We start from the raw sequence: 18,814 nt of genomic DNA, 5'->3' as shown, positions 1-18,814 counted from the left end.
CATAAAGCAGTTTAGTGTTCCGAATCATGCATGCAACTACGCGTTTAGAGAACGCTTGCGCGCACTGGCTTCGTGCGTTCGCTGACGCACGTAATCACTTCATTCGTCTAAGGGATAGACCTCCTGATGAATGGCCGGGTGTGGCTCATTTCGGCTCATACGCCAGCGTTCCTTCGACGAATTCGCGCAGGAACGCGATCCACGTCCGGATCTTCGCATCGAGGTACTGACGCGATGCGTACATCGCGTAAATGGTCATGGTCTGCAGCTCCCATTCGGGCAGCACGCGCACCAGCGCGCCGCTTTGCAGCCAGGGGAGCGCGGAGAGCATCGGCAGGGGCGCGATGCCGAGACCGTTCGAAAGCGCGACGGCGAGCGCATCGGCGGAATTCACGCGCAGGCGGCCGGGTTCCAGTTCCACCTCGACTTCGCCGCGCGGGCCCGCGAACACCCAGCGATCGACCGGAAAGAACGTCGTCACGAGCTGCAGGCACGCGTGGTTCGACAGTTCTTCGAGCCGCTGCGGCTCGCCGGCCCGCTTCAGATAGCCAGGCGAGGCGCACAGCACGCTCGGCATCGAGCAGATGGTCGTGGAGACGAGCGCGGAGTCGGGCAGGGCGGAAGTCGAAACTTGCAGGAACACGTCGTAGCCTTCGTCGAGCATGTCGGGCACCTGCTGCGACAGCGTCAGTTCGACGCGCACCTGCGGATGCTCTTCGAGATAGCGCGTGAGCGCCGGCACCACGTAATGCTGGCCGAAGGTGATCGGCGCGTGCATGCGCAGCACGCCGCTCGGCGACACCTGCGCGTTGCTTGCCTCCGCTTCGGACAGATCCACCAGTTCGAGCACTTCCTTGCAGCGGGTGAGATAGCGATTCCCCGCGTCAGTGAGCGCTACGCGGCGCGTCGTGCGGTTCAGGAGGCGCGTGCGCAGGTGCGTTTCGAGTTCCGTGACCGCGCGCGAGGCCTGCGCGGTCGTGATGTCCATATGCTGCGCCGCGACAGTGAAGCTCGCCGCTTCCGCCACGCGCGCAAAGATCCTCATGCTCCGCAGTAAGTCCATCGTCCCGCACCGTGTTCGAGAAAGCCGGAACTATCACACGGCCCCGCGCGGGCGCGCAACCCGGACACCTGTTACCGCTTCCGGACAGGTTCGTTTCAGCATTCACATCTGTTACAGGGCTTGTAACTCAGCGCGCAACCGCCGTGGCTAAGATGGATTCATGGCCGTATACGTATTCACGTACGCATCGCGGCCTTGATTGCAGCGTTATTGCAGCCTTATCAGAAGAGGAAGAAATGAACGTCAAGGGCTTGATCGGGATCGGAATCGCGTTGTCGGCAGGGTTTGCCTGCGAGGCCGCGATGGCGCATGTGAGCGTCGGCATCAATCTCGGGGTTCCGGTGGCTCCCGTGTATGCCGCTCCGGTTTATGCGGCTCCGGTTTACGCGGCTCCGGCTCCGGTCTACGTTGCGCCGCCTCCGCCGCCCGTCGTGTATCAGCCGGCGCCGGTGGTCGTCGCGCCCGCGCCCGCGATTGTCGTGGGCTGGCATGGCGACCGCTATTGGGACGGGTACCGCTACTGGGGACGCCGCGACTGGTATGCGCATCACGGCGGCTACGGCTATCGCCACTGGTAATCGGTCAGCATAAGCAGAACGGGGTTTCGCCATGAATCAATTCAATCAGACCAAATCGACCATCACTCGAACGCGAAGCCGTGCCCGTCTCGCGCGTGTGCTCGCCGTGCCTGCGGCGCTCGCGGTTGCGGCGGCCTTGAGCGGGTGCGTCTATGCGCCCCCTTACGGCTATGCGCCCGCGCCTGCCTATGGCTATGCGCCCGCTTACGGTTACGCGTATGGGCCGGGATATTACGCGGTGCCGTCGGTGTCGCTCGGAGTTGGATTTTCCAGTGGCGGAGGGCACTGGCACGGCCATTGACGGCCGCGAGTCACGACTGGAACGGCCGTTGCTGCGCTTTCTTCAACCCCTGTGAATCGCGGGAGAAAGGAGAAAGCGCGACATGGCTGAACGAACCGTAAGCTTGCTGGCCCAGAACGCGCGTTGCGAGCACTTCATGTTGCCGCCGAACGGCTGGGTGCCGAACAATTCGCGCCTGCCGGTGCTCGTCTGGCGCGGCGCGATAGACCCGCAGGGCAACGACGGCAGCGACCGTTTCGAAGCCCTGTTCGCACAGAACGGCTGGCCGCCGCAATGGCGTGACAGCGTTTTCGACTATCACCACTTCCATTCGACGGCGCACGAGGCGCTCGGCATCGCGTCGGGCGACGCGGAATTGATTCTCGGCGGCCCGCATGGCCGCGTGATCGCCGTGAGCGCCGGCGATGCGCTGGTCTTGCCCGCTGGCACCGGCCACTGCCTGCTCACCGCGGGGCGGCGTTTTCAGGTCGTGGGCGCCTATCCGCCCGGCCAGCAATGGGATATCCGGCGCGAGGCCATTAGCGACGAAGAACGTATCGCGATGGAGGAATTGCCGTTTCCGAAGACCGATCCCATCGCGGGCGAGGATGGTCCGCTCGCCCGTCACTGGCACTGAGCCGCATCAGGCCTTGCCGGGCTTCTGACACTGCGTCCGGCGCACGCCGAAAAGCGGCACGCGCTTGACGACACCGGTCGCGAGGGCCGTGCCGACCAGCACGATCGCACAGGCCACGGCCATTGCCACCGACACGCGCTCGGCCAGAAAGAGCGCGCCCCAGAGAATGCCGAAGATCGGAATCACGAAGGTGACAGTGATCGCGCGCGCCGGCCCTGCCACCGCGATGAGATGGAAAAACATCATGTAGGCGACGCCCGTGCACGCGACGCCGAGGCCCAGCACCGCGCCCCACGCATGCAGGGACACGGCGCCGGCGGGCCAGGAGACCAACGCGAAGGGCGCGAGCACGATGGTCGCCGCGCTCATCGTGCCGGCCGCGACGCTCAGCGAGTCGACGCCCATCAGATGCTTCTTCGTGTAACTCGCGGCGATGCCGTAACACAGCGTCGCGGCGAGCCCGGCCAAGGCGGCGAGCGCGGTGGCCATCGGCGCGACGGGAGCGGCGCTCGCACCCTGCGCGAACATCTGATCCCAGACGAGCGCGAGCACGCCCGCGAAGCCGATTGCGAGACCGGCCACGCGCATGCGCGTCAGGCGATCGTTGAGCCAGAAGAAGGCGACGAGCGCGCCCCACAGCGGCGTCGTCGCGTTGATGACGGACGTGACGCCCGCCGACAGCGTGAGTTCGGCATAGGCGAAAAGACAGAACGGCGCCGCCGAGTTCAGCACGCCGACCACGAGCAGCGGCCACGCGCGCTCGCGCATGGTCGTGAAAGCCTGGCGCGCCGAGCCGCGCAACGCGAGCATCAGCAGCAGAAAAATCGCGCCGATGCCGACGCGCAATGCCATCAGCGGCGCGACGCCGAAGTCGGTCACGCCGATCCGGATGAACAGGAACGAGCCGCCCCACAGCGCGGCGAGAATGAACAGTTGAGCGAGATTGACGGGATTCATGGCGGGCTTCGCAAAAGGAGTCGGGCAGCGAAGCCATGGTACGGGCGCGCGGCGGGGCGACGTTTCGGCCTGGCGTGAAACGAAAGATGCAGCGCTGGCGGCGGCCTGGCGCGTAGACCGCTTCTTTCGGGACACGTGCCCGGCTTCGCTATACGCCCCGCATCGTAGGCTCCGGCCGGTGCGCCAGCAAACGAGCAATTCTCACCGATATGTGAAAAAAATTACCCTATGGGCCGCGCGCTTTCAATTGGCCGAATGGCCGGGTTGCCGGACCGTGCATTCGGTGCGACTCTTGCGTCATGGAAAGGCGGATGATGATTCTTTGCAGCGCGATGGACGCAGTCAACGGGAGAACAGCCATGGACCATGCAAACGGCAACGCATCCACGACCCAGTCGATATCGACTAACGAGCCGCCGCTCGCGCGCCGCACCGTGGCGAGCGCGATGGACGCCGCGCTCGCGCCCGGCACGGCGCAATCGCAGGGACATCAGCTACAGCAGGGTGCGAGCGTCACTCCGCTCACACCGGGCGCGGCGCACCGGCCCGCCATGTACTCGCCTTATCACGTGCACGGCAGCATTCTGGAGGGCGGCGACAGTCCCGCTGTGCTCGCGCAGCCCGCCGCCGCTTCGGCGGAGCGCCTGGGCAGCCAGTTCCATCCGGCGCGCCCGTCGGCGCGGCGCGCGGGCCGCGCGTTCGCGAACATGCAGGACGCGATGACATTGCGCTATCGCCGCATGAGCGACGGCACCGACGACTTCGTGCACGAGAACCCCTGGAAGTCGATCGCCCTTGCGGCGGTCGGCGGGCTGATCGTCGGCCTGCTGGCCGCGCGCTGAACGCCGCCCGGCCCGCATTCGCGCGACAAAAGCGGGCCCCGTCCTTGCTGGTCTGACGGTAGCGGCACGGCGCTCATCGCCCTGCCGAACCGAAATGGAAGAACGATCGTACGATCTGCGCACCGAAAGGTGCGAAATCTGGAACCCGCTGGTAGCTGAACTCGCGGGTTCCAGGCGCGTGCTGATCGTGCATTCCGAATCGAACGTAGGGGATTCCTTCGCGCTGCTACTGGCGATGCGGGGCTTCGAATCCCTGCAGATCGGCGACGTCGAGGGCGCGTTGCGCTTCACGCGTAAATGGCGTCCGCAGGTGCTGTTCGTCGACACATCGATAGGCGATGCGCATGACCACGCACTCGCGCGCGACATGCGCCAGGCGTTCGCCGAGGTCAGGAGCGAGAACGAGGTGCAAATGCTGATCGCGCTCGCCGCCGACGCGGCGAGAGACCCGCGCGATTCGCTGTTCGACGCAGGCTATGACGGCTTTTGCAGAACGCCGTGCCCGGTCTGGTGGATGTACGACGTATTGAAGTGTTTCTACGCCGGCTGAAAGCACGCGGCGCGGCGCCACCGGCCGGAGATCGCCGCCTGGCGCCGCCGCGTTTCAGGCGCACTGTCAGACCGCTCGCGAAGCCTTGAAATCGTTGGTTTCGAGTTCGACCGACTGACCGTGATTGCGTTCGAGCGCGCGCCGGGCCGCGTCCTCGATTTGCACGCGTCCTCCTTCGAACGCGCTGAGAAGATCGTGCGAGGACGTCCCGCTGTTGCCGAAGTGATCATTGAGCGCATCGAGGGAAATGCTGCACCAGACCTCGCGGCCGTCGACCTTCGCCTCGAATGCGACACGCGCTGCCGCCACGACGTGACGGCGCCCGCTGAACTCTATCGTCATCCTTATCACCTCCTGTTGTTCGTTCGGAACACGCTTGAAGCGCGATCATCGCAAGACCGCAATGGCTGCGCTGCGCGATGAGATGCCCTCGACGGTGCGCGGCCTTGCATGCCGCGCACCGTCGTCTTGCATGATACGCCCGCCATCACGGGGACGGGCGTCATGGTGACTTTGCAATGGCCGTGCCTAAGGGCCGACATGGGGACGAATTGGGAACGACATGGCCGCGGAGGATTGGCCAGGCGCGAAAGCTCACCGGCAGCAGAGGCAGCCGCCGCGATGTTGCATGCCATAGCTGCCTGTGTCCTCGACGTCGGCGCCGCCGGGGCCGCCCACGCTGGGCGCACCGATCGTCACGCGGGTGGCCGTCGCTCCGCATTCAGGACACGCTGCGGGATCGTCGCGTTCGGCGATGCGGCGGACAGCTTCGAATGCGCCGCAGCGCGCGCACTCGTAATCGTAGACAGGCATGGGAAATCCGTCGAATCGGTTGAAGAAGCCAGTGTAACAAGCACGCAAACCTGCAAGCGAGCGGCGTTCCCGGCACGCATGCGCCGTGGCATTGCCATTGCTGAAAACGAGGCAGGATTATTCGCTCGTTTTTCGCCCAGGGAGGCCACATGGCACGCAATGCAAAACTGTGCGCGGCGCTCGCATCCACGCTCATCGCCGCGTTTCCGCTTTCCGCGCCCGCCCAGACCGAGGCGGCCAGCGCGACCATGGCGAACGACCTTCCGCCCGTCGACAAGGCTTTCGTGCAGGCCGCGTCCGCTGCGGGATCGACGGAAATCGACGCCGCCAAGCTCGCCGCCAGGCAGTCGCAGGACAAGGACGTGAAGAGCTTCGCGCATCACATGATGGTCGATCACACCAAGCTCGCGATGCAGCTCAAGATGGCGGCGCCGCACGGCGTCACGGTGCCGATGAGCAACTCGGACCCGTCCGTGCTCGAATCATTGAAGCCCTTGCACGGCAAGGAATTCGATACCGCGTACATTCAGAAGGTCGGCGTGCAGGGGCACCAGGAAGCCGTGGCGCTGTTCCAGAAGGAGGCGCAGGAAGGACAGAATCCCAAGCTCAGGCAGGCGGCGCAGAAGGCGCTGCCGACCATTCAGGAGCACCTGAAGATGGCGCAGGATCTGGCCTCGAAGAAGGGCGTGCAGTAATCGTCGCCCGGTTGGCGGCGCCGGCGTCCCCAGGACGCCGCTCGTTTTAACGCGCGTCCTTGCGCAGCATGCGCAAACGCGCTTCCTCCAGCGAGTCGAACTTGCCGTCGGCCTCGTCGAAAATCGAAACCTTGCCGCGGCCGATGTCGTACACCCAGCCTTGCACCTGCAACTTGCCGAGCGCGAGCCGCCCGGCGACCGCCGGGTGCGTGCGCAAATGCGTGAGCTGCAGGCGGATGTTTTCTTCCACCATCGCCTGGACGATGCGCTCTTCCTCGAGCTTGCGCGCCATCACGACGCTGCGCGCGGCCTCGGCATTGCGCAGCCACGCGTGCACGGTCGGCATTTCGTCGGCGATGGTCGCGCCCGACGCGAGGCCTTTCATCGCGCCGCAGTCCGAGTGGCCGCAAATGACGATCTGCTGCACGTTGAGCGCGAGCACCGCGAACTCGACCACGGCCGACACGCCGCCCAGCATCTCACCGTACGCCGGCACGATATTGCCGATGTTGCGGCACACGAAAAGCTCGCCAGGCCGCGTCTGCGTGATCATTTCCGGCGAAACACGCGAATCCGCGCAGGTGATGAACAGCGTGTGCGGATTCTGCCGGTGCGCGAGACTCTTGAAGAGCGCTTCGCTGTCGGGAAACACGAGGCGGCTGAAGTCGTCGGCGCCCTGCAGGAGATAGAGCAGATCGTGCGGCTGAGCGTCGCCTTTCTCGTTTGTCTTGCTTTTGTCGGACATGGTGTCGCCTTTGCGGGTGCGTTCCGGCGCGCACTGCGCGCCGCTTCAAGGCGGAAGCTTGCGGGGTTTTGAGATGGATCGCAAGTCGAGGTTGAGGCGCACCAGCGCGGTGCATGCGCGGTAGCGCCTCGATTGCCTGCCGGACGCCCGTAACTTCGCTTTTTCCGAACCAACGCACTCGAAAACTCGCATTTCTCGATATCGATCGTTCCGATAGATTGTTGTCATCGAAAGCAATCAGAAAGGAACCGATATGAAATGCCCGGTCTGTCCCGCGACCGAACTGCTGATGACGGTGCGCGAGGGCATCGAGATCGACTATTGCCCGCAGTGCCGCGGCGTTTGGCTGGATCGCGGCGAGCTCGATCAGATCATCCGCCGCGCGGCGCAGGCATCGGTCGCGGAGGCGCAGGCGGCCGAACGCGATGCCTGGCAGGACCGTGAACACGACCGTGAACACGACCATGAGCGCCGCGTGCATCGTCACGACGGCTATCACTATGACGACCCGCGCGGCAAGCGCGAGCATCCGCGACGCAAGAAATCCTTCCTGGGCGACCTGTTCGACTTCGACTGAAGGCGGCTGGGACCACACGAGCCAAACGCAGCACCACCGCATCGCGCACCACACCACGGAGAACGGCAATGGCAACGGTTACGCAGGTTCTGAAGACGAAAAGCGACAAGACGGTCCACACGATCGACGCGGAGGCAAGCGTGCACGAGGCGATGGCGCTGATGTCGAAGGCGGAGGTGGGCGCGCTCGTCGTCACGGTGGGCGGCGAAGTGTGCGGCATCGTCACCGAGCGCGACTATGCGCGCAAGGTGATCTTGCGCGACCGGGCCTCGCGAACCACCACCGTGTGCGAGATCATGACCGCGCCGGTCATGTCCGTGAGCCCGCGGACTGGCACGGATGACTGCATGGCGCTGATGACGCAGCATCATGTACGGCACCTGCCGGTGATCGAGGGCGGCAGGCTCGTCGGCATCGTTTCGATCGGCGATCTCGTGCGTCATCTGATCGAGGAGCAGCAGTTCGCCATCGACCAGCTGGAAACCTACGTTCGCGGCCCGCACCACGAGATGCCCACTTGCGCCCTCACGCGTCGCAGCCCGATTCCGCAAACGCTCGCGGAACGTTTCGCCTGAAGGCGGGAGTGCGTGTCGCGCCGGATCAGGTCGCGTCCATTCCCGTGAGCGGCGTCGCGACTGGTTCGATCGGGCGCACCGGCTCGGTCGGCGCCGCGAAGTCGCGCCGGAAGCGGTTGAGCGCCGACAGTCCCATCGACAAACCCGGGTCGAGGTAGTGCACGATGAGACTGCGGCGCTCGCCGTTCTGCACGTCGAGATTGCAGTGCTGCATCAGAAAGCCGTTGAACACGAAGACACTGCCGGGCTTGCCCTTGATGCGCGTGCAGATGCCTTGATCGAGATGCCGCTGCGTGCGCGACGAGCGCATTGAAAGCGGCATGTTGCGCTCGGTCCACTGCAGGCTTTTGGTGAGCAGGTTTTTGCTGCGGCCGGGCAGGGCGCGCGGGTTCTTGTAGGCGATCAGATCGCCGGCGTTCTTGTCGTTATCGGCCGACTGAAGCAGGATCACGAGCGTCAGCACATGCGAGTCGAAGTGGCGGCAGTGGCTGCTCGAATCGTTCGTCGCGCTGCCCACGCGCAGGCCGAACCACGGGCCCATCGCGGCCTTCGCCTTCAATGTCGAGTCGACCCAGTCCGACGCAAGGCGCACCGACTCGCCCTCCAGCTCCTTGAACCGCGGAATGTCGCGCAGCCTGTGCAGGATGTCCTTTGCGCTGCCGAAAAATTGCTTGTGATCGGACGTGGCGGCGTAGGCGGTGTCGAGCTCGGTCTTGAGATCCTTGAGCATCGCCTGCGGCACGATGGATTCGAAAACGGCGAGTTCTCCCCGGCAGGCGCGCAGCAGCGCGGCATGGTCCTGTTTTTTCATATGTACCCCGAACGATGACTGTTATTTGTATGTGAACAAACCCTTGCAGCTCGAGCACCCGTCAGCGGCGCGTTCGTGTGAGCGCGGGAACGCCAGCGCGGTGGCGGGCGAGGGCGTGCTTGTCGGTCTTTCGGGTCGCGCTGCCCGGGTCGCCGCCGCGGGTCGTGGTCTGGGCGTCCGGCGGCGAAACTACTGTCCACGCGTTCTTGTCGATCTCGCTCATGGCGGTTCTTTTTATCGAGTAGCTGGTCTGCGCTAGCGCTGCCTGCGGGTTTCGGTCAAACCCGTTTCCGTCTTAGCATCGGCCGTCCGGTCTCGGTCCAAAACTAACCGGTGCGTACATTTTTTCGGATTTTGTTAGGCAATCCTATAGTTGTACGTGAGCGGAGAATGTACGACGGCGCACGCGTTGATACGCGCGCCGCGTCTCGTGCAAACCCGTAGCGGTACGACCAATGGGGCGATGAAAACCCGCATAAAACATCCCGCAAACGTTTTGCGTGGAAGGGCTATGCGCGGCAGCCGACACAGCAAACGATCGCCCCCGTTGCGCGCAGACAAATACGTGCGTCCGCGCACGGAGCGCGATTAAGCGCGCAGGTAATTTCCCGACAAACGAAACGGGCTCGGCCAGGCCCGATACGCACACCATGCGGCGCACACAACGAACACAAGGCGTCCAGCGGCGATGCGGCAAACGACGATCCGACAACGGACATTCGACGGGGATTCAATGAACAGGGCATCGTGGGAAGACCGACTCTGGGTGACGACCTTTCTCGTCGCCGTGGCAAGCGACGTGTTGTCGGGCGCGATCCGCTTCTACACGTCGATGATCGGCGCGGCGCCCGCCACCTATGCGCCCAAGGTGCTGATGCTCCTCTGGGTGATCCTGGTGCTGATCAAGAGGCCCCGCGCGAGCCATGTGCTCATCGCGCTTTACCTGCTCGCGCAGTCCTTCGTCTCGTTGTCCCAAGGCGTCGCGCCCGAGGCGGTAGGCTTCTTCGTCTGGACCATCATGCCGATGCTCTTCGCGCTCACCGCGTCGCCGGGAGCGCTCGCGCTGCTCGGCCGCGGCGGCGCTCGCGCCGGCTTCTTCGTGCTGGCGGCGCTGTGCTTCATCGGCCTGTTGCTGAACAGCTATTACCCGATGCCGTGGATCGGGCAGAGCGTGTCGGTCGGCGGCCATAACGTGTCGGTGGCGATGTCGTCGTATGTGGGCATCGCCTCGCGCCTGACCGGGTTCGGGCGCGACAGCGCATCGACCGGTCTGATGGTCGGCCTGCTCACGACGTGGCTGCTGATGCGCACGCGCTCGAAACTCCTGCAGTGCGCGTTGCTCGGCTGCGCGGGCGCGGCGGTCTACGTCACCACCAACAAGACGGCGCCGGTCGCGCTCGCGCTCGTCGTCTGCGCGCATTGCTTGCTCCATACCACGACGATCCGGCGCGGCTGCCTGTGGGCGGCGGGCGTCGCGGTGGGCTTTCCGATCGTGACGTTTCTCGCGACCTCGGCGATCAATCTCGCGGGCTCCGGGTACGTGACCCTGGCTTCGTTCCAGGACCGCATGTGGAACACCTGGCCGCTCCTGATCGAAGGACTGCTCAAGGACAACCGGCTGTGGCTGGGACTCGGGCCGGGCGGCTTCGGCTCGTCGGCGACGTATTACCGGAGTTCGTTCGGCTTCAACGTCGCCTATGCCGATAACACCGTGCTCTACGCCGTCGCGACCTTCGGCTTCTTCGGCGCGATCGTGCTGGTCTGGGCGCTCGTGCGGCTCCTGTTGCGCGCAGGTCCGGAGGACCGTGCGTCGTGGGTGATGATGCTCTATCTGCTGTTCGCCTGCGCGAGCACGGACATCTGCGAATCGATCGGCTGCCTGCTGTTCCTGGGCGTCACCATCCGCTATCTGCAGGAAGCCGCGTCCGAGGCGCACGTCGAAGTAATGCGCATGCCTTATCAAGGCTACGTGGGCGCACCGGGCATGTTCGTCGATCCACGCATGGACCCGCGTCATCAACCCGACGCGCTGGTGGAGGCTTCGCGCGTCGGTTTCGGGAGACATCTGACGTGAGGCATTTCAGTCCGAGCCTGGCGCGTCGCGCTACGTTGGCCGCGCTCCTCGCATTCTGTTACGCGATGGTCGACGCTTCGCCCGCGCCGACCGTCACGCTCGATGGCGCTACTGACGCCACGGAAGCGAAGTATGTCGCCGCGCCGAAGTTCGGCGCCTCGCGCGCAAACACCGGCGTCGCGATCCACCAGATCAACGATCCGAAACTGCTCGACGCGGTGAAGGATGTGGGCTTCTCGTTCGTGCGCACGGATCTCTTCTGGGAAGCGGTGCAGGCGCCCGACGGCTGGCACTTCGGCGGCTTCGACGGGCTCGTGTCGAACCTGTCCGCGCGCGGTCTCGGCGCGTTGTTCATTCTGGGCTACAAGCACTACATGTTCAGCCCGGACCAGCCGCCGACTTCCGCGCCGCAACTCGCCGCGTTCCGCACTTACGTGTATCAGGCGGCGTTCCGCTATCGCAACGCGCCGGTGCGCTTCGAGGTGTGGAACGAGCAGGATCACAAGGACTACTGGCTTGCTCCGCCGTCGCCGCGCGCGTATCGCGCGTTGCTGGAGACGGCGGTGAGCGCGGCGCGCGCGGCCAACCCGGACGTGATCATCGCGACGGGCGGCGTGCAGCAGGTCGATCGTGACTTCATTCGCGCGGTCGGTGACATGAGCGCGACGAAGTCCCGCAGCGGCCCAGATGCGGTGAGCGTGCATCCGTACCGGCAGAAATATCCGGAGACCGTGCTCGACGACTACGGCGCGTTGCGCGAGGACCTTTCGTCATACGCGAAACATCCGCAAGTGTGGGCCACCGAATGGTCATACCCGAGCGTGAAGTACGAATATGTGAAGGACATCGACGATGGTCACTCGCCCGAAGCGCGCGCGCGTCAGGCGAAGTACGCGGTGCGACTGTTCCTGATGAACTGGATCGCGCAAGTCGGCCTCACGTCCTATTACGACATGCGCAACGACGGCAACGACCCGAAGGAGATGGAGCACAACTTCGGGCTGCTCGATGCGGGCAATCACAAGCTGCCCGCGTATCACGCGGTTAAGCATCTGTTCGGTTTCACGGCGGGCGTGAAGAACGCGCGCTACTTCATCGACGAGAACGAGAAGTACGCCGTGCTCAAGTTCGAGGCGGGGCGCACAACGAAGTATGTCGTGTGGTGCTACGGCTCAGGCAACGTGATGAATCTCGACTTGTCGCGCCTGCCGCCGGGCGCGGCGATCGCGGATCTGTACGGCAAGCCGATCGCGGAGCGCGGCATGCTCGCGCTAAAGGAGACGCAGGGTCCGGTGTTCATCACGCTGGGTTCCTGATGAAGGAGCGGGCCTGAGGCGAACGGGGAAAACGCTTCAGGCCTGTGATGAGTCCAGCCGGATGAAAGGCTGGACCAATGTTTCGGATGACGTAATGCTTTTGCTGACGATGGCCAGTCGCGACTGACGTCCTTGGTCTCAACTTCTTTGTAGGGATATAACATGCTTTCATACAACATGCGCCCCACCTTGACGCCAGTTCCGCATCGCGGCGATGGTCTCGTCGATCTCTGGCGCAGCGTGGTGCGCCACAAGACCCTGCTCGGCGCCGTCACCGGCACCGCCTGCGCGGCGGGCGTGCTCTATCTCCTGCTCGCGACGCCGCAGTATCGCGCCGAAGCGCTCTTGCGCGTGCAGAGCAAGGCCGGCGTGTCGATCAGCGCGCTGTCCGAAGTGTCGGGCTCGATCGCCGGCGACGGCTCGGCCAGCGACGAAAGCGACGTGCTCACGTCGCGCTCGGTCGTCTCCACGGCGATCGAGCAAACGGGCGCCGAGACCGTCGTTCAGACCGAGAGCTACATGCCGCTGATCGGCCGCTACTGGGCGTCGCGGCACGCCACGGACCGCGAACTCGTGCCCGCGCCGTTCGGCCTCGATCAGTACGCATGGGGCGGCGAGCGCCTGACGCCCGGCGTCTTCGACGTGCCCAAGGCCGCGCTGCAGATGAAGTTCCACGTCGTGGCCGGCGAAGGCGGCGGCTGGACGCTCTACGACAAGGACGACACGCGTCTGGCTCAGGGCCGCGTCGGCGAGACGGTGACGTTCCAGGTCACGACGCCCGAAGGCCAGGCGCCCGGCGAGCTGCGCATCGACACGCTGCGCGCGCGTCCTGGCGTGAGCTTCCAGATCACCAAGTTCTCGCAACAGATGACCTTCGACAACGTGCTGCTGCGTCTGCGCACGGCGATTCCGCCGCGCGAGTCGTCGCTGCGCGATCCGGCGCTGATCCATCTGACCTACCAGGCCGAATCGCCGTTCGAAGCGCAGGCGATGGTCAACGCGATTGTCAAGACGTATCAGCAGCGCGACATCGAGCGCCGCGCCGCCCAGGCGCAGACGAGCCTCGACTTCCTGAAGCAGCGCCTGCCCGCGCTGAAGGCGGATCTCGAGCGCGCGGAAGGACGCCTGAACACCTTCCGCACGCAGACCGGCACCGTCGACATGCAGCAGCAGAACGTCGCGCTGATCACGCGCATGACGAGTCTCGAGGAACGGCAGACCACGCTGCAGCTCGCGCTCGACGCCGCGACGCACAAGTATCGTCCGGATTCCGAGCCGTATCAGAGCGCGCTCACGCAATTGAACCAGGTCAAGCGCGAAATCGCCGATGCCAGCAAGACCGCGGCGGCGCTGCCGGGCATCCAGCGCCAGTACGTCGAACTCGCACGCGATGTCGCCGTGACCACGCAGCTCTACACCAGCGTGCTCACCAACGTGCAGCAGCTCGAAGTGGCCGCGGCCAGCACGCCGCCGGGCATGGCGGTGGTCGACTGGGCCGTGGCGCCCGAGAAGCAGTCGTGGCCGCGTGCGTGGATCGTGCTGCTCGGTTCGATCTTCGGCGGCCTGTTCGTGAGCACTGTGTCGATCTATCTGATCGCGCTGCATCGCCGTGAGTTGCGCAGCCCCGAGGAGATCGATCACTTCTCGCAAGTGCCGCGTCTCGCCGTGATCGCCCGCTCGACCGCGCAACTGCGCCAGGACGTGCGCGCGCTGACGCACAACTCCGCCCCCGCCAGGCTGCTCGCGATGACCAGCCCGACCGATCCGAGCATCGAGGCGCTGCGTTCGCTGCGCAGCAGCGTGCGGGCGATGCTCTCCGGCGTGCCGATCGCGAATTACGCGGGCTTCCACGGCCTCGCTCAGATGAACCCGCTCAGCCCGCTCAACCCGATGAATCCGCTGGCCTTGAGCCACAGCGTCATCGGCAACACGACGACGAGCGTGATGAACCCGGGTTACGTCATCGATGCGCACGACAATCACGACGGCGGCCGCGTGATCCTCTTCACGGGCCCGACGCAGGGTGTCGGCAAGAGCTTCGTGTCGTCGAACTTCGCGTATCTGCTGGCCGAGACGCGCGCCTCCGTGCTGCTGATCGACGCCGACATGCGCCAGGGCCGCCTGCGTCATCTGACCGACGATCGCGAGCATCCGGGTCTCGCTGAAGTGCTCGCCGGCACGGCGCGCGTGGAAGATGCGATCAAGCCGCTCGGCAACGGTGGCCTCTCGATGATGGACGCGGGCGCCGAATATCCGGAGAACCCTGCGGAGTTGCTGACCCGTCCGGCGTTCCAGGAAATGATGACGATGCTGCGCGACATCTATGACTACATCGTCATCGATTCGCCGCCGGTGCTGCCGGTGAGCGATGCGCTCTCGATCGCGATGCAGAACTGCGACCTGGTGCTGCTCGTGTCGCGCGCGGATCACACGGGCGCGAGACAACTGGAGGAGACGCAACGCCGGCTGGAGAATGTCGGCGCGAAAGTGGGCGGCCACGTGTTCAACGGCTTCGCGCCGGGACGTTACGGTGCGCGTGAGGAATACGGCATCAGGACGGCCGCGCGATAACGAAAAGGGTGGTGGGTAGGTGGTTGGGGCCGGAGCGCTGAGGAGTCAGCCTCCGGCTTTTTTTAAGGGTGCGCCGGGCGCCATGACGGGAAGGACCGGTGCAGCGGGCTCACGGCCTCGTTGCGATGAAGCCGGCGCGCCAGGCCCGCAGCGCATGAGCGACGCGCTCCACGGCTTCAGTCCAGTCATCGGGCGTTCGCTGATGGAAGAGGCGCGCGGTCGGATACCACGGGGAATCCTCGCGCTCTCTGAGCCATCGCCAGCAGCCGTCGATACGCGACAGGATCCATACCGGTTTGCCGAGCGCGCCCGCGAGATGCGCGACCGACGTGTCGACTGTGACGACCAGATCCAGGCACTCGATGATGGCCGCCGTATCGGCGAAATCGCGAACCTCGTCGGTCGGATCGAAGGGCCGCAGGTCCGGCGGCAATGCGTTGAGCTGCGGCGCGCTCCATGCGCCGATCTGCAGACTCACGAAGGTGATGTCCGGCGCCTGCAACAAGGGTAGGTAGTCCGTCGCCTGCATCGATCGGCGCCGGTCCAAAGCGTGATGTTCGGGATCGCATTGCCGCGGATTCCCGGCCCATACGAGTCCGACCTTCGGCGCCGCCCCGGGCAGGCGTGCTCGCCAGTGACTGCGGCGCGCCTCGGGGACGCGCAGATAAGGGACGGCGTGGGGAATGGTGTCGAGCGTCGTCCCGAAATGCAGGGGCAGGCTCATCATGAAACACCAGTAATCGTGGGCAGGGCAGAGGGCCAGTTCATGCCGCTCGATGCATCGGTCGACGCCGTCGAGCGAAGAGATCAGTTCGGCGACATGCGGATGACACACGACCGTCAGGCTCGCCGCGCCCTGCGCCTTCAGCATGGGCAGATAGCGGCAGAACTGCAGTGTGTCGCCGAAGCCCTGTTCATGCAGTACGACGATGGATTTTCCGGAAAGCGGTTCATCGCGCCATTGCGGATACGCGAGCTCGGGCGGAATCGGCGCACGGCCGGTCTTGCGCTCGTCGTAGCGCGCTTCGTGCAACGCCCATCCCTCCGCGTACGCGCCGAGGCTCAGCAGATGGAGCGCGAGATTGAACCTCGCATCGGCGAAACCGGGCTCGATGTCGATGGCGCGGCGATAGGCTGACTCGGCTTCTTCCGCTTGGCCGAGGTCGCGGAGCGCATTGGCCAGATTGTTGTGATATATGGCGTTCGCGGGTGCGAGTCCTAGTGCCTCGCGCGCATGCGCTTCGGCTTCCGCGAAGCGGCCGTTCGTCGACAAGAGCACTGCGAAATCGCTGTGCGCGTGCGCCAGCGTCGGATCCAGGTCGATCGCTCGGCGGTAGGCCTGTTCGGCGTCCCGCCATTGCCCGCGTGCGGCCAGGAGGCTCGCAAGGTTGTGATGCGCGATCGGGTTGTTGGGATCGGCCTGCGTCGCGTGCCGTAAAACAAGTTCCGCCTCTCGCGCGCGACCCAGCGCGTGGAGCACGGTGCCCAGCTCACGGAGCACGGGCGCCCAGTCGGGCCGCAATTCGAGAGCACGCCGGAACGTGAGTTCGGCCTCCGCCGGCCGGTCCGTCGCCGCAAGCAGCATGCCGAGTTGGTGGTGGGCATCGGCGAGCCCGGGTTGAAGCCGAATCGCATTTCGCAGTGCCGACTCGGCCTCATCCGGCTGATTGCAGAGCCGAAGCAGCAGGCCAAGGTTGAAGTGCGCGAGGGCCGAGTCCGGCTCGATGTCGAGGACCTTGCGATACATCGCGCGCGCCTCGTCATGTTGGCCGGTCTGAGAAAACAGATTCGCGAGATTGATGCAGGCCCCCGCATGGTCCGGACTAACGGCGAGGGTGCGCTGCCAGTACGCCCGCGCCACATCCCGGCGATTCAGCCTGAACGAGCAGACAGCCGCGAGGTTGAACGCTTCCGCTTCGCCCGGCTCGGCGCTCAACAGCGGCGCGAGCGTGGCGAGCGCCGCTTTGAACTGATCGCGTTCGTACTGCGCGGCCGCGGCATGATAAGGATCGTGAGGGGGGGGCATATCCGTCGCGTGTTGTGACCCGGCGCTGCTTACGCCCGGATTCGATCATCGATGAGCCGTTGCCGCAGCGTGCGCACGACGTCATCCCAGTCGCCCAGCCGGGGCGCGCGCACGAGGCGCATCGCGGGATACCACGCGGTGCGATCCGGCTCGCGCTCGTAGCGCCATTCGGCCACCTGATTCAGGAACATGAAGCCGGGTTTGCCGAGCGCGCCCGCGACGTGGGAGAGGCCGCCATCGTTGCCGATGAACCCGTCGAGCCGGTCGATCAGGCTCACGCTCTGCGCAAGCGTCATGTCGGGCGCGAGCGTGGTGAAACGCTGGACATCGTGCGCGCGCGGGTCGTCGAGCCAGCGCAGGCGCTCGAAGCCGCGCTGCATGACGACCCAGTGGATGTCGTCCGTGTCGTCGAAGAGCGGCGCGAGATCGGGCAGGCGCAGGCTGCGGTTGGCGAAATTATTCGCCGACTCGCACGAGGACCAGAAGATGCCGATGCAGCGGCGTGCGCCGGCGCGCTGCCGGATATCCTCGACGAGGGTGTCGACATTTTGCGGATCGGCGGGCTCGATATAGCGTTGCGCCGACGCATGGCCGAGCACGGGAAAGAGGGATGTAAAGAGCGCGAAGGGATCGGTCCAGAGCGCGCCGTCGGCGGTGACGCTGAAACCGGCTTCGCGCAGGGCTTGCGCGTGCCGCTGCTGTTCGGCCGACGGCATCGCGAGGCGATAGAACAGATCCGAGCCGTCGCCGATCACGATCCGCACGCCGAGCGCCTGCAGCGCGGCGGCGTAGCGCACCCAGTTGACCATGTCGCCATAGCCGGACGCGATCGATCTGATCTCCAGGCACGCGGGCAACTGGCGCGCGCCGCACCAGTAATGTTCGACGTCCACGTGCGGAAACAGAACGCGCCGTGCCTCGTGCGAGGACCAGTAGCGATGCAGTTGCTCGACACCACGCGCGATCCCGTGCAGCCGCATTGCGCTGCGTCCCTGATGATGGCCGAGCACGTAGGTGGGATGCTCCTCCATGCCGTCCGGGCACATCTCGAGGACGCGCTGATCCTCGCCCAGATAATGCCAGCCATAAACGCGCCAGAGAAATGCGCCCACAGGCGCAAATGCGCCTTTCAGCGCGAAGTATTCGATAACGGCGAGCGCGACCTCCTTCAGGCCGAGATGCGCGCACGCATCGCAGAGGGCGTGAACCTGAAAGCCGAAGTCGTTCGCGTCGCGCGTGATCCGGCAGCAGATGTCCACGGTGCGCAGGAACTCGCCCGCGCGCAAATGCGCGACCGCGCGCCAGTGCCAGTATTGCGCCGAGTGCCCGTCGGCGTGCTCGCGCTCGTCGAGAAAGCGGAAGCATTCGTCGATTTCGCCGGCGTAGAGTCTGGGCGGAAGCTGCTCGTAATTCTCGATCATGCGATGCCGTTGGTTTTGCGAGGCCGCATTATTGCGGGTGCCGATGCGCAAGGACGCTCACTGTGCTCCATTCACACCAAAATTTCGGATTATTGATTAAAATTTTAACAAATCAACGATTTTTGGATTAATCGCGCGATTTCAAATTCGATTATAGACGTCGATAACGAGCTTGGGAGCAGGGCGTTTATCGCCGCAGCCTTCTTCGGGAATTCGTCGCGACCGGGTATCGCGCGCGGCCTCGGCAGGACGCTCCGACGAACGCGGACGCACCCTGCGTGCG

20 protein-coding genes are annotated in these 18,814 nt (G+C 65.0%); 11 read left to right on the top strand and 9 right to left on the bottom strand.

The window, feature by feature from the left end:
• Positions 1 to 145: 145 nt before the first annotated feature.
• Positions 146 to 1,063 (bottom strand): LysR family transcriptional regulator, encoded by a 918-nt coding sequence (locus AWB79_RS24160; protein ID WP_061169951.1) that lies wholly within the window; start codon positions 1,061 to 1,063, stop codon positions 146 to 148.
• Between the two features lie 236 nt (positions 1,064 to 1,299).
• On the opposite strand from AWB79_RS24160, the gene AWB79_RS24155 reads away from it, so the two are divergent.
• The 3 genes from AWB79_RS24155 (at position 1,300) to AWB79_RS24145 (ending at position 2,558) form a co-directional block, all read left to right on the top strand.
• Positions 1,300 to 1,641 (top strand): hypothetical protein, encoded by a 342-nt coding sequence (locus AWB79_RS24155; protein WP_061169950.1) that lies wholly within the window; start codon positions 1,300 to 1,302, stop codon positions 1,639 to 1,641.
• A gap of 31 nt (positions 1,642 to 1,672) precedes the next feature.
• Positions 1,673 to 1,942 carry a hypothetical protein gene (locus AWB79_RS24150; protein WP_232470987.1) on the top strand — a complete coding sequence of 90 codons (270 nt, stop codon included), beginning with the start codon at positions 1,673 to 1,675 and terminating at the stop codon, positions 1,940 to 1,942.
• A gap of 82 nt (positions 1,943 to 2,024) precedes the next feature.
• Positions 2,025 to 2,558, top strand: a complete 534-nt coding sequence (locus tag AWB79_RS24145) for a cupin (RefSeq protein WP_061169949.1) — start codon at positions 2,025 to 2,027, stop codon at positions 2,556 to 2,558.
• Between the two features lie 6 nt (positions 2,559 to 2,564).
• Here the strand turns inward: AWB79_RS24145 and AWB79_RS24140 are convergent, their stop codons facing one another.
• A complete protein-coding gene (locus AWB79_RS24140) occupies positions 2,565 to 3,515 on the bottom strand; it encodes a DMT family transporter (RefSeq protein ID WP_061169948.1) in 951 nt (316 codons plus the stop codon).
• A gap of 359 nt (positions 3,516 to 3,874) precedes the next feature.
• On the opposite strand from AWB79_RS24140, the gene AWB79_RS24135 reads away from it, so the two are divergent.
• Both AWB79_RS24135 and AWB79_RS24130 read left to right on the top strand, forming a co-directional pair.
• Positions 3,875 to 4,357, top strand: a complete 483-nt coding sequence (locus tag AWB79_RS24135; RefSeq protein ID WP_061169947.1) for an ElaB/YgaM/YqjD family protein — start codon at positions 3,875 to 3,877, stop codon at positions 4,355 to 4,357.
• 94 nt (positions 4,358 to 4,451) lie between these two features.
• Positions 4,452 to 4,907, top strand: a complete 456-nt coding sequence (locus AWB79_RS24130) for a hypothetical protein (RefSeq protein WP_061169946.1) — start codon at positions 4,452 to 4,454, stop codon at positions 4,905 to 4,907.
• A gap of 66 nt (positions 4,908 to 4,973) precedes the next feature.
• On the opposite strand, the gene AWB79_RS24125 is transcribed toward AWB79_RS24130, so the two are convergent.
• Positions 4,974 to 5,249 (bottom strand): DUF1488 family protein, encoded by a 276-nt coding sequence (locus AWB79_RS24125; RefSeq protein WP_061169945.1) that lies wholly within the window; start codon positions 5,247 to 5,249, stop codon positions 4,974 to 4,976.
• A gap of 252 nt (positions 5,250 to 5,501) precedes the next feature.
• Entirely contained in the window at positions 5,502 to 5,720 is a 219-nt protein-coding gene (locus AWB79_RS24120) for an FmdB family zinc ribbon protein (RefSeq protein ID WP_061169944.1), read from the bottom strand.
• 149 nt (positions 5,721 to 5,869) lie between these two features.
• Here AWB79_RS24120 and AWB79_RS24115 point away from each other — a divergent pair, with 149 nt between their 5' ends.
• Entirely contained in the window at positions 5,870 to 6,415 is a 546-nt protein-coding gene (locus tag AWB79_RS24115; protein WP_061169943.1) for a DUF4142 domain-containing protein, read from the top strand.
• 46 nt (positions 6,416 to 6,461) lie between these two features.
• Here the strand turns inward: AWB79_RS24115 and AWB79_RS24110 are convergent, their stop codons facing one another.
• Positions 6,462 to 7,160 (bottom strand): carbonic anhydrase, encoded by a 699-nt coding sequence (locus AWB79_RS24110; protein WP_061169942.1) that lies wholly within the window; start codon positions 7,158 to 7,160, stop codon positions 6,462 to 6,464.
• A gap of 253 nt (positions 7,161 to 7,413) precedes the next feature.
• On the opposite strand from AWB79_RS24110, the gene AWB79_RS24105 reads away from it, so the two are divergent.
• The gene (locus tag AWB79_RS24105; RefSeq protein ID WP_061169941.1) at positions 7,414 to 7,737 is read left to right on the top strand and encodes a TFIIB-type zinc ribbon-containing protein; all 324 of its coding nucleotides are present in this window, start codon (positions 7,414 to 7,416) and stop codon (positions 7,735 to 7,737) included.
• Positions 7,738 to 7,805: 68 nt separating this feature from the next.
• Complete coding sequence (locus AWB79_RS24100; protein ID WP_061169940.1) at positions 7,806 to 8,312, top strand: CBS domain-containing protein; 507 nt, start codon at positions 7,806 to 7,808, stop codon at positions 8,310 to 8,312.
• A gap of 25 nt (positions 8,313 to 8,337) precedes the next feature.
• On the opposite strand, the gene AWB79_RS24095 is transcribed toward AWB79_RS24100, so the two are convergent.
• Positions 8,338 to 9,123, bottom strand: a complete 786-nt coding sequence (locus tag AWB79_RS24095) for a hypothetical protein (protein ID WP_061169939.1) — start codon at positions 9,121 to 9,123, stop codon at positions 8,338 to 8,340.
• A gap of 61 nt (positions 9,124 to 9,184) precedes the next feature.
• Positions 9,185 to 9,346, bottom strand: coding sequence for a hypothetical protein (locus AWB79_RS39640; RefSeq protein WP_157695833.1), 162 nt, complete (start codon positions 9,344 to 9,346; stop codon positions 9,185 to 9,187).
• A 510-nt stretch (positions 9,347 to 9,856) separates the two neighbouring features.
• Between AWB79_RS39640 and AWB79_RS24090 the strand changes: the two genes are divergently transcribed.
• From AWB79_RS24090 to AWB79_RS24080, 3 genes are all read left to right on the top strand, one after another.
• On the top strand, positions 9,857 to 11,197 hold the full coding sequence (locus tag AWB79_RS24090) for an O-antigen ligase family protein (RefSeq protein WP_232470986.1): 1,341 nt from the start codon (positions 9,857 to 9,859) through the stop codon (positions 11,195 to 11,197).
• Positions 11,194 to 12,513 carry a cellulase family glycosylhydrolase gene (locus AWB79_RS24085; protein ID WP_061169938.1) on the top strand — a complete coding sequence of 440 codons (1,320 nt, stop codon included), beginning with the start codon at positions 11,194 to 11,196 and terminating at the stop codon, positions 12,511 to 12,513. The genes AWB79_RS24090 and AWB79_RS24085 overlap by 4 nt, the downstream gene beginning before the upstream one ends.
• Positions 12,514 to 12,675: 162 nt before the next feature.
• The gene (locus AWB79_RS24080; protein ID WP_082862454.1) at positions 12,676 to 15,084 is read left to right on the top strand and encodes a polysaccharide biosynthesis tyrosine autokinase; all 2,409 of its coding nucleotides are present in this window, start codon (positions 12,676 to 12,678) and stop codon (positions 15,082 to 15,084) included.
• 109 nt (positions 15,085 to 15,193) lie between these two features.
• Here the strand turns inward: AWB79_RS24080 and AWB79_RS24075 are convergent, their stop codons facing one another.
• Complete coding sequence (locus AWB79_RS24075) at positions 15,194 to 17,020, bottom strand: tetratricopeptide repeat protein (RefSeq protein ID WP_074169420.1); 1,827 nt, start codon at positions 17,018 to 17,020, stop codon at positions 15,194 to 15,196.
• Positions 17,021 to 17,139: 119 nt separating this feature from the next.
• Positions 17,140 to 18,531, bottom strand: a complete 1,392-nt coding sequence (locus AWB79_RS24070) for a glycosyltransferase family 9 protein (protein ID WP_061169935.1) — start codon at positions 18,529 to 18,531, stop codon at positions 17,140 to 17,142.
• Positions 18,532 to 18,814 lie beyond the last annotated feature (283 nt).

It is taken from the genome of Caballeronia hypogeia (genome assembly GCF_001544875.2).
Taxonomy (GTDB): Bacteria; Pseudomonadota; Gammaproteobacteria; order Burkholderiales; family Burkholderiaceae; genus Caballeronia; species Caballeronia hypogeia.
This window is presented reverse-complemented; position numbering and strand designations above follow the sequence as displayed.

Coding starts and splice junctions, on each gene's coding strand:
- AWB79_RS24080 (WP_082862454.1), top strand. CDS start 12,676: ATGCTTTCATACAACATGCGCCCCACCTTGACGCCAGTTCCGCATCGC.
- AWB79_RS24145 (WP_061169949.1), top strand. CDS start 2,025: ATGGCTGAACGAACCGTAAGCTTGCTGGCCCAGAACGCGCGTTGCGAG.
- AWB79_RS24160 (WP_061169951.1), bottom strand. CDS start 1,063: ATGGACTTACTGCGGAGCATGAGGATCTTTGCGCGCGTGGCGGAAGCG.
- AWB79_RS24090 (WP_232470986.1), top strand. CDS start 9,857: ATGAACAGGGCATCGTGGGAAGACCGACTCTGGGTGACGACCTTTCTC.
- AWB79_RS24070 (WP_061169935.1), bottom strand. CDS start 18,531: ATGATCGAGAATTACGAGCAGCTTCCGCCCAGACTCTACGCCGGCGAA.
- AWB79_RS24115 (WP_061169943.1), top strand. CDS start 5,870: ATGGCACGCAATGCAAAACTGTGCGCGGCGCTCGCATCCACGCTCATC.
- AWB79_RS24110 (WP_061169942.1), bottom strand. CDS start 7,160: ATGTCCGACAAAAGCAAGACAAACGAGAAAGGCGACGCTCAGCCGCAC.
- AWB79_RS24150 (WP_232470987.1), top strand. CDS start 1,673: ATGAATCAATTCAATCAGACCAAATCGACCATCACTCGAACGCGAAGC.
- AWB79_RS24100 (WP_061169940.1), top strand. CDS start 7,806: ATGGCAACGGTTACGCAGGTTCTGAAGACGAAAAGCGACAAGACGGTC.
- AWB79_RS24130 (WP_061169946.1), top strand. CDS start 4,452: ATGGAAGAACGATCGTACGATCTGCGCACCGAAAGGTGCGAAATCTGG.
- AWB79_RS39640 (WP_157695833.1), bottom strand. CDS start 9,346: ATGAGCGAGATCGACAAGAACGCGTGGACAGTAGTTTCGCCGCCGGAC.
- AWB79_RS24140 (WP_061169948.1), bottom strand. CDS start 3,515: ATGAATCCCGTCAATCTCGCTCAACTGTTCATTCTCGCCGCGCTGTGG.
- AWB79_RS24155 (WP_061169950.1), top strand. CDS start 1,300: ATGAACGTCAAGGGCTTGATCGGGATCGGAATCGCGTTGTCGGCAGGG.
- AWB79_RS24125 (WP_061169945.1), bottom strand. CDS start 5,249: ATGACGATAGAGTTCAGCGGGCGCCGTCACGTCGTGGCGGCAGCGCGT.
- AWB79_RS24135 (WP_061169947.1), top strand. CDS start 3,875: ATGGACCATGCAAACGGCAACGCATCCACGACCCAGTCGATATCGACT.
- AWB79_RS24120 (WP_061169944.1), bottom strand. CDS start 5,720: ATGCCTGTCTACGATTACGAGTGCGCGCGCTGCGGCGCATTCGAAGCT.
- AWB79_RS24105 (WP_061169941.1), top strand. CDS start 7,414: ATGAAATGCCCGGTCTGTCCCGCGACCGAACTGCTGATGACGGTGCGC.
- AWB79_RS24095 (WP_061169939.1), bottom strand. CDS start 9,123: ATGAAAAAACAGGACCATGCCGCGCTGCTGCGCGCCTGCCGGGGAGAA.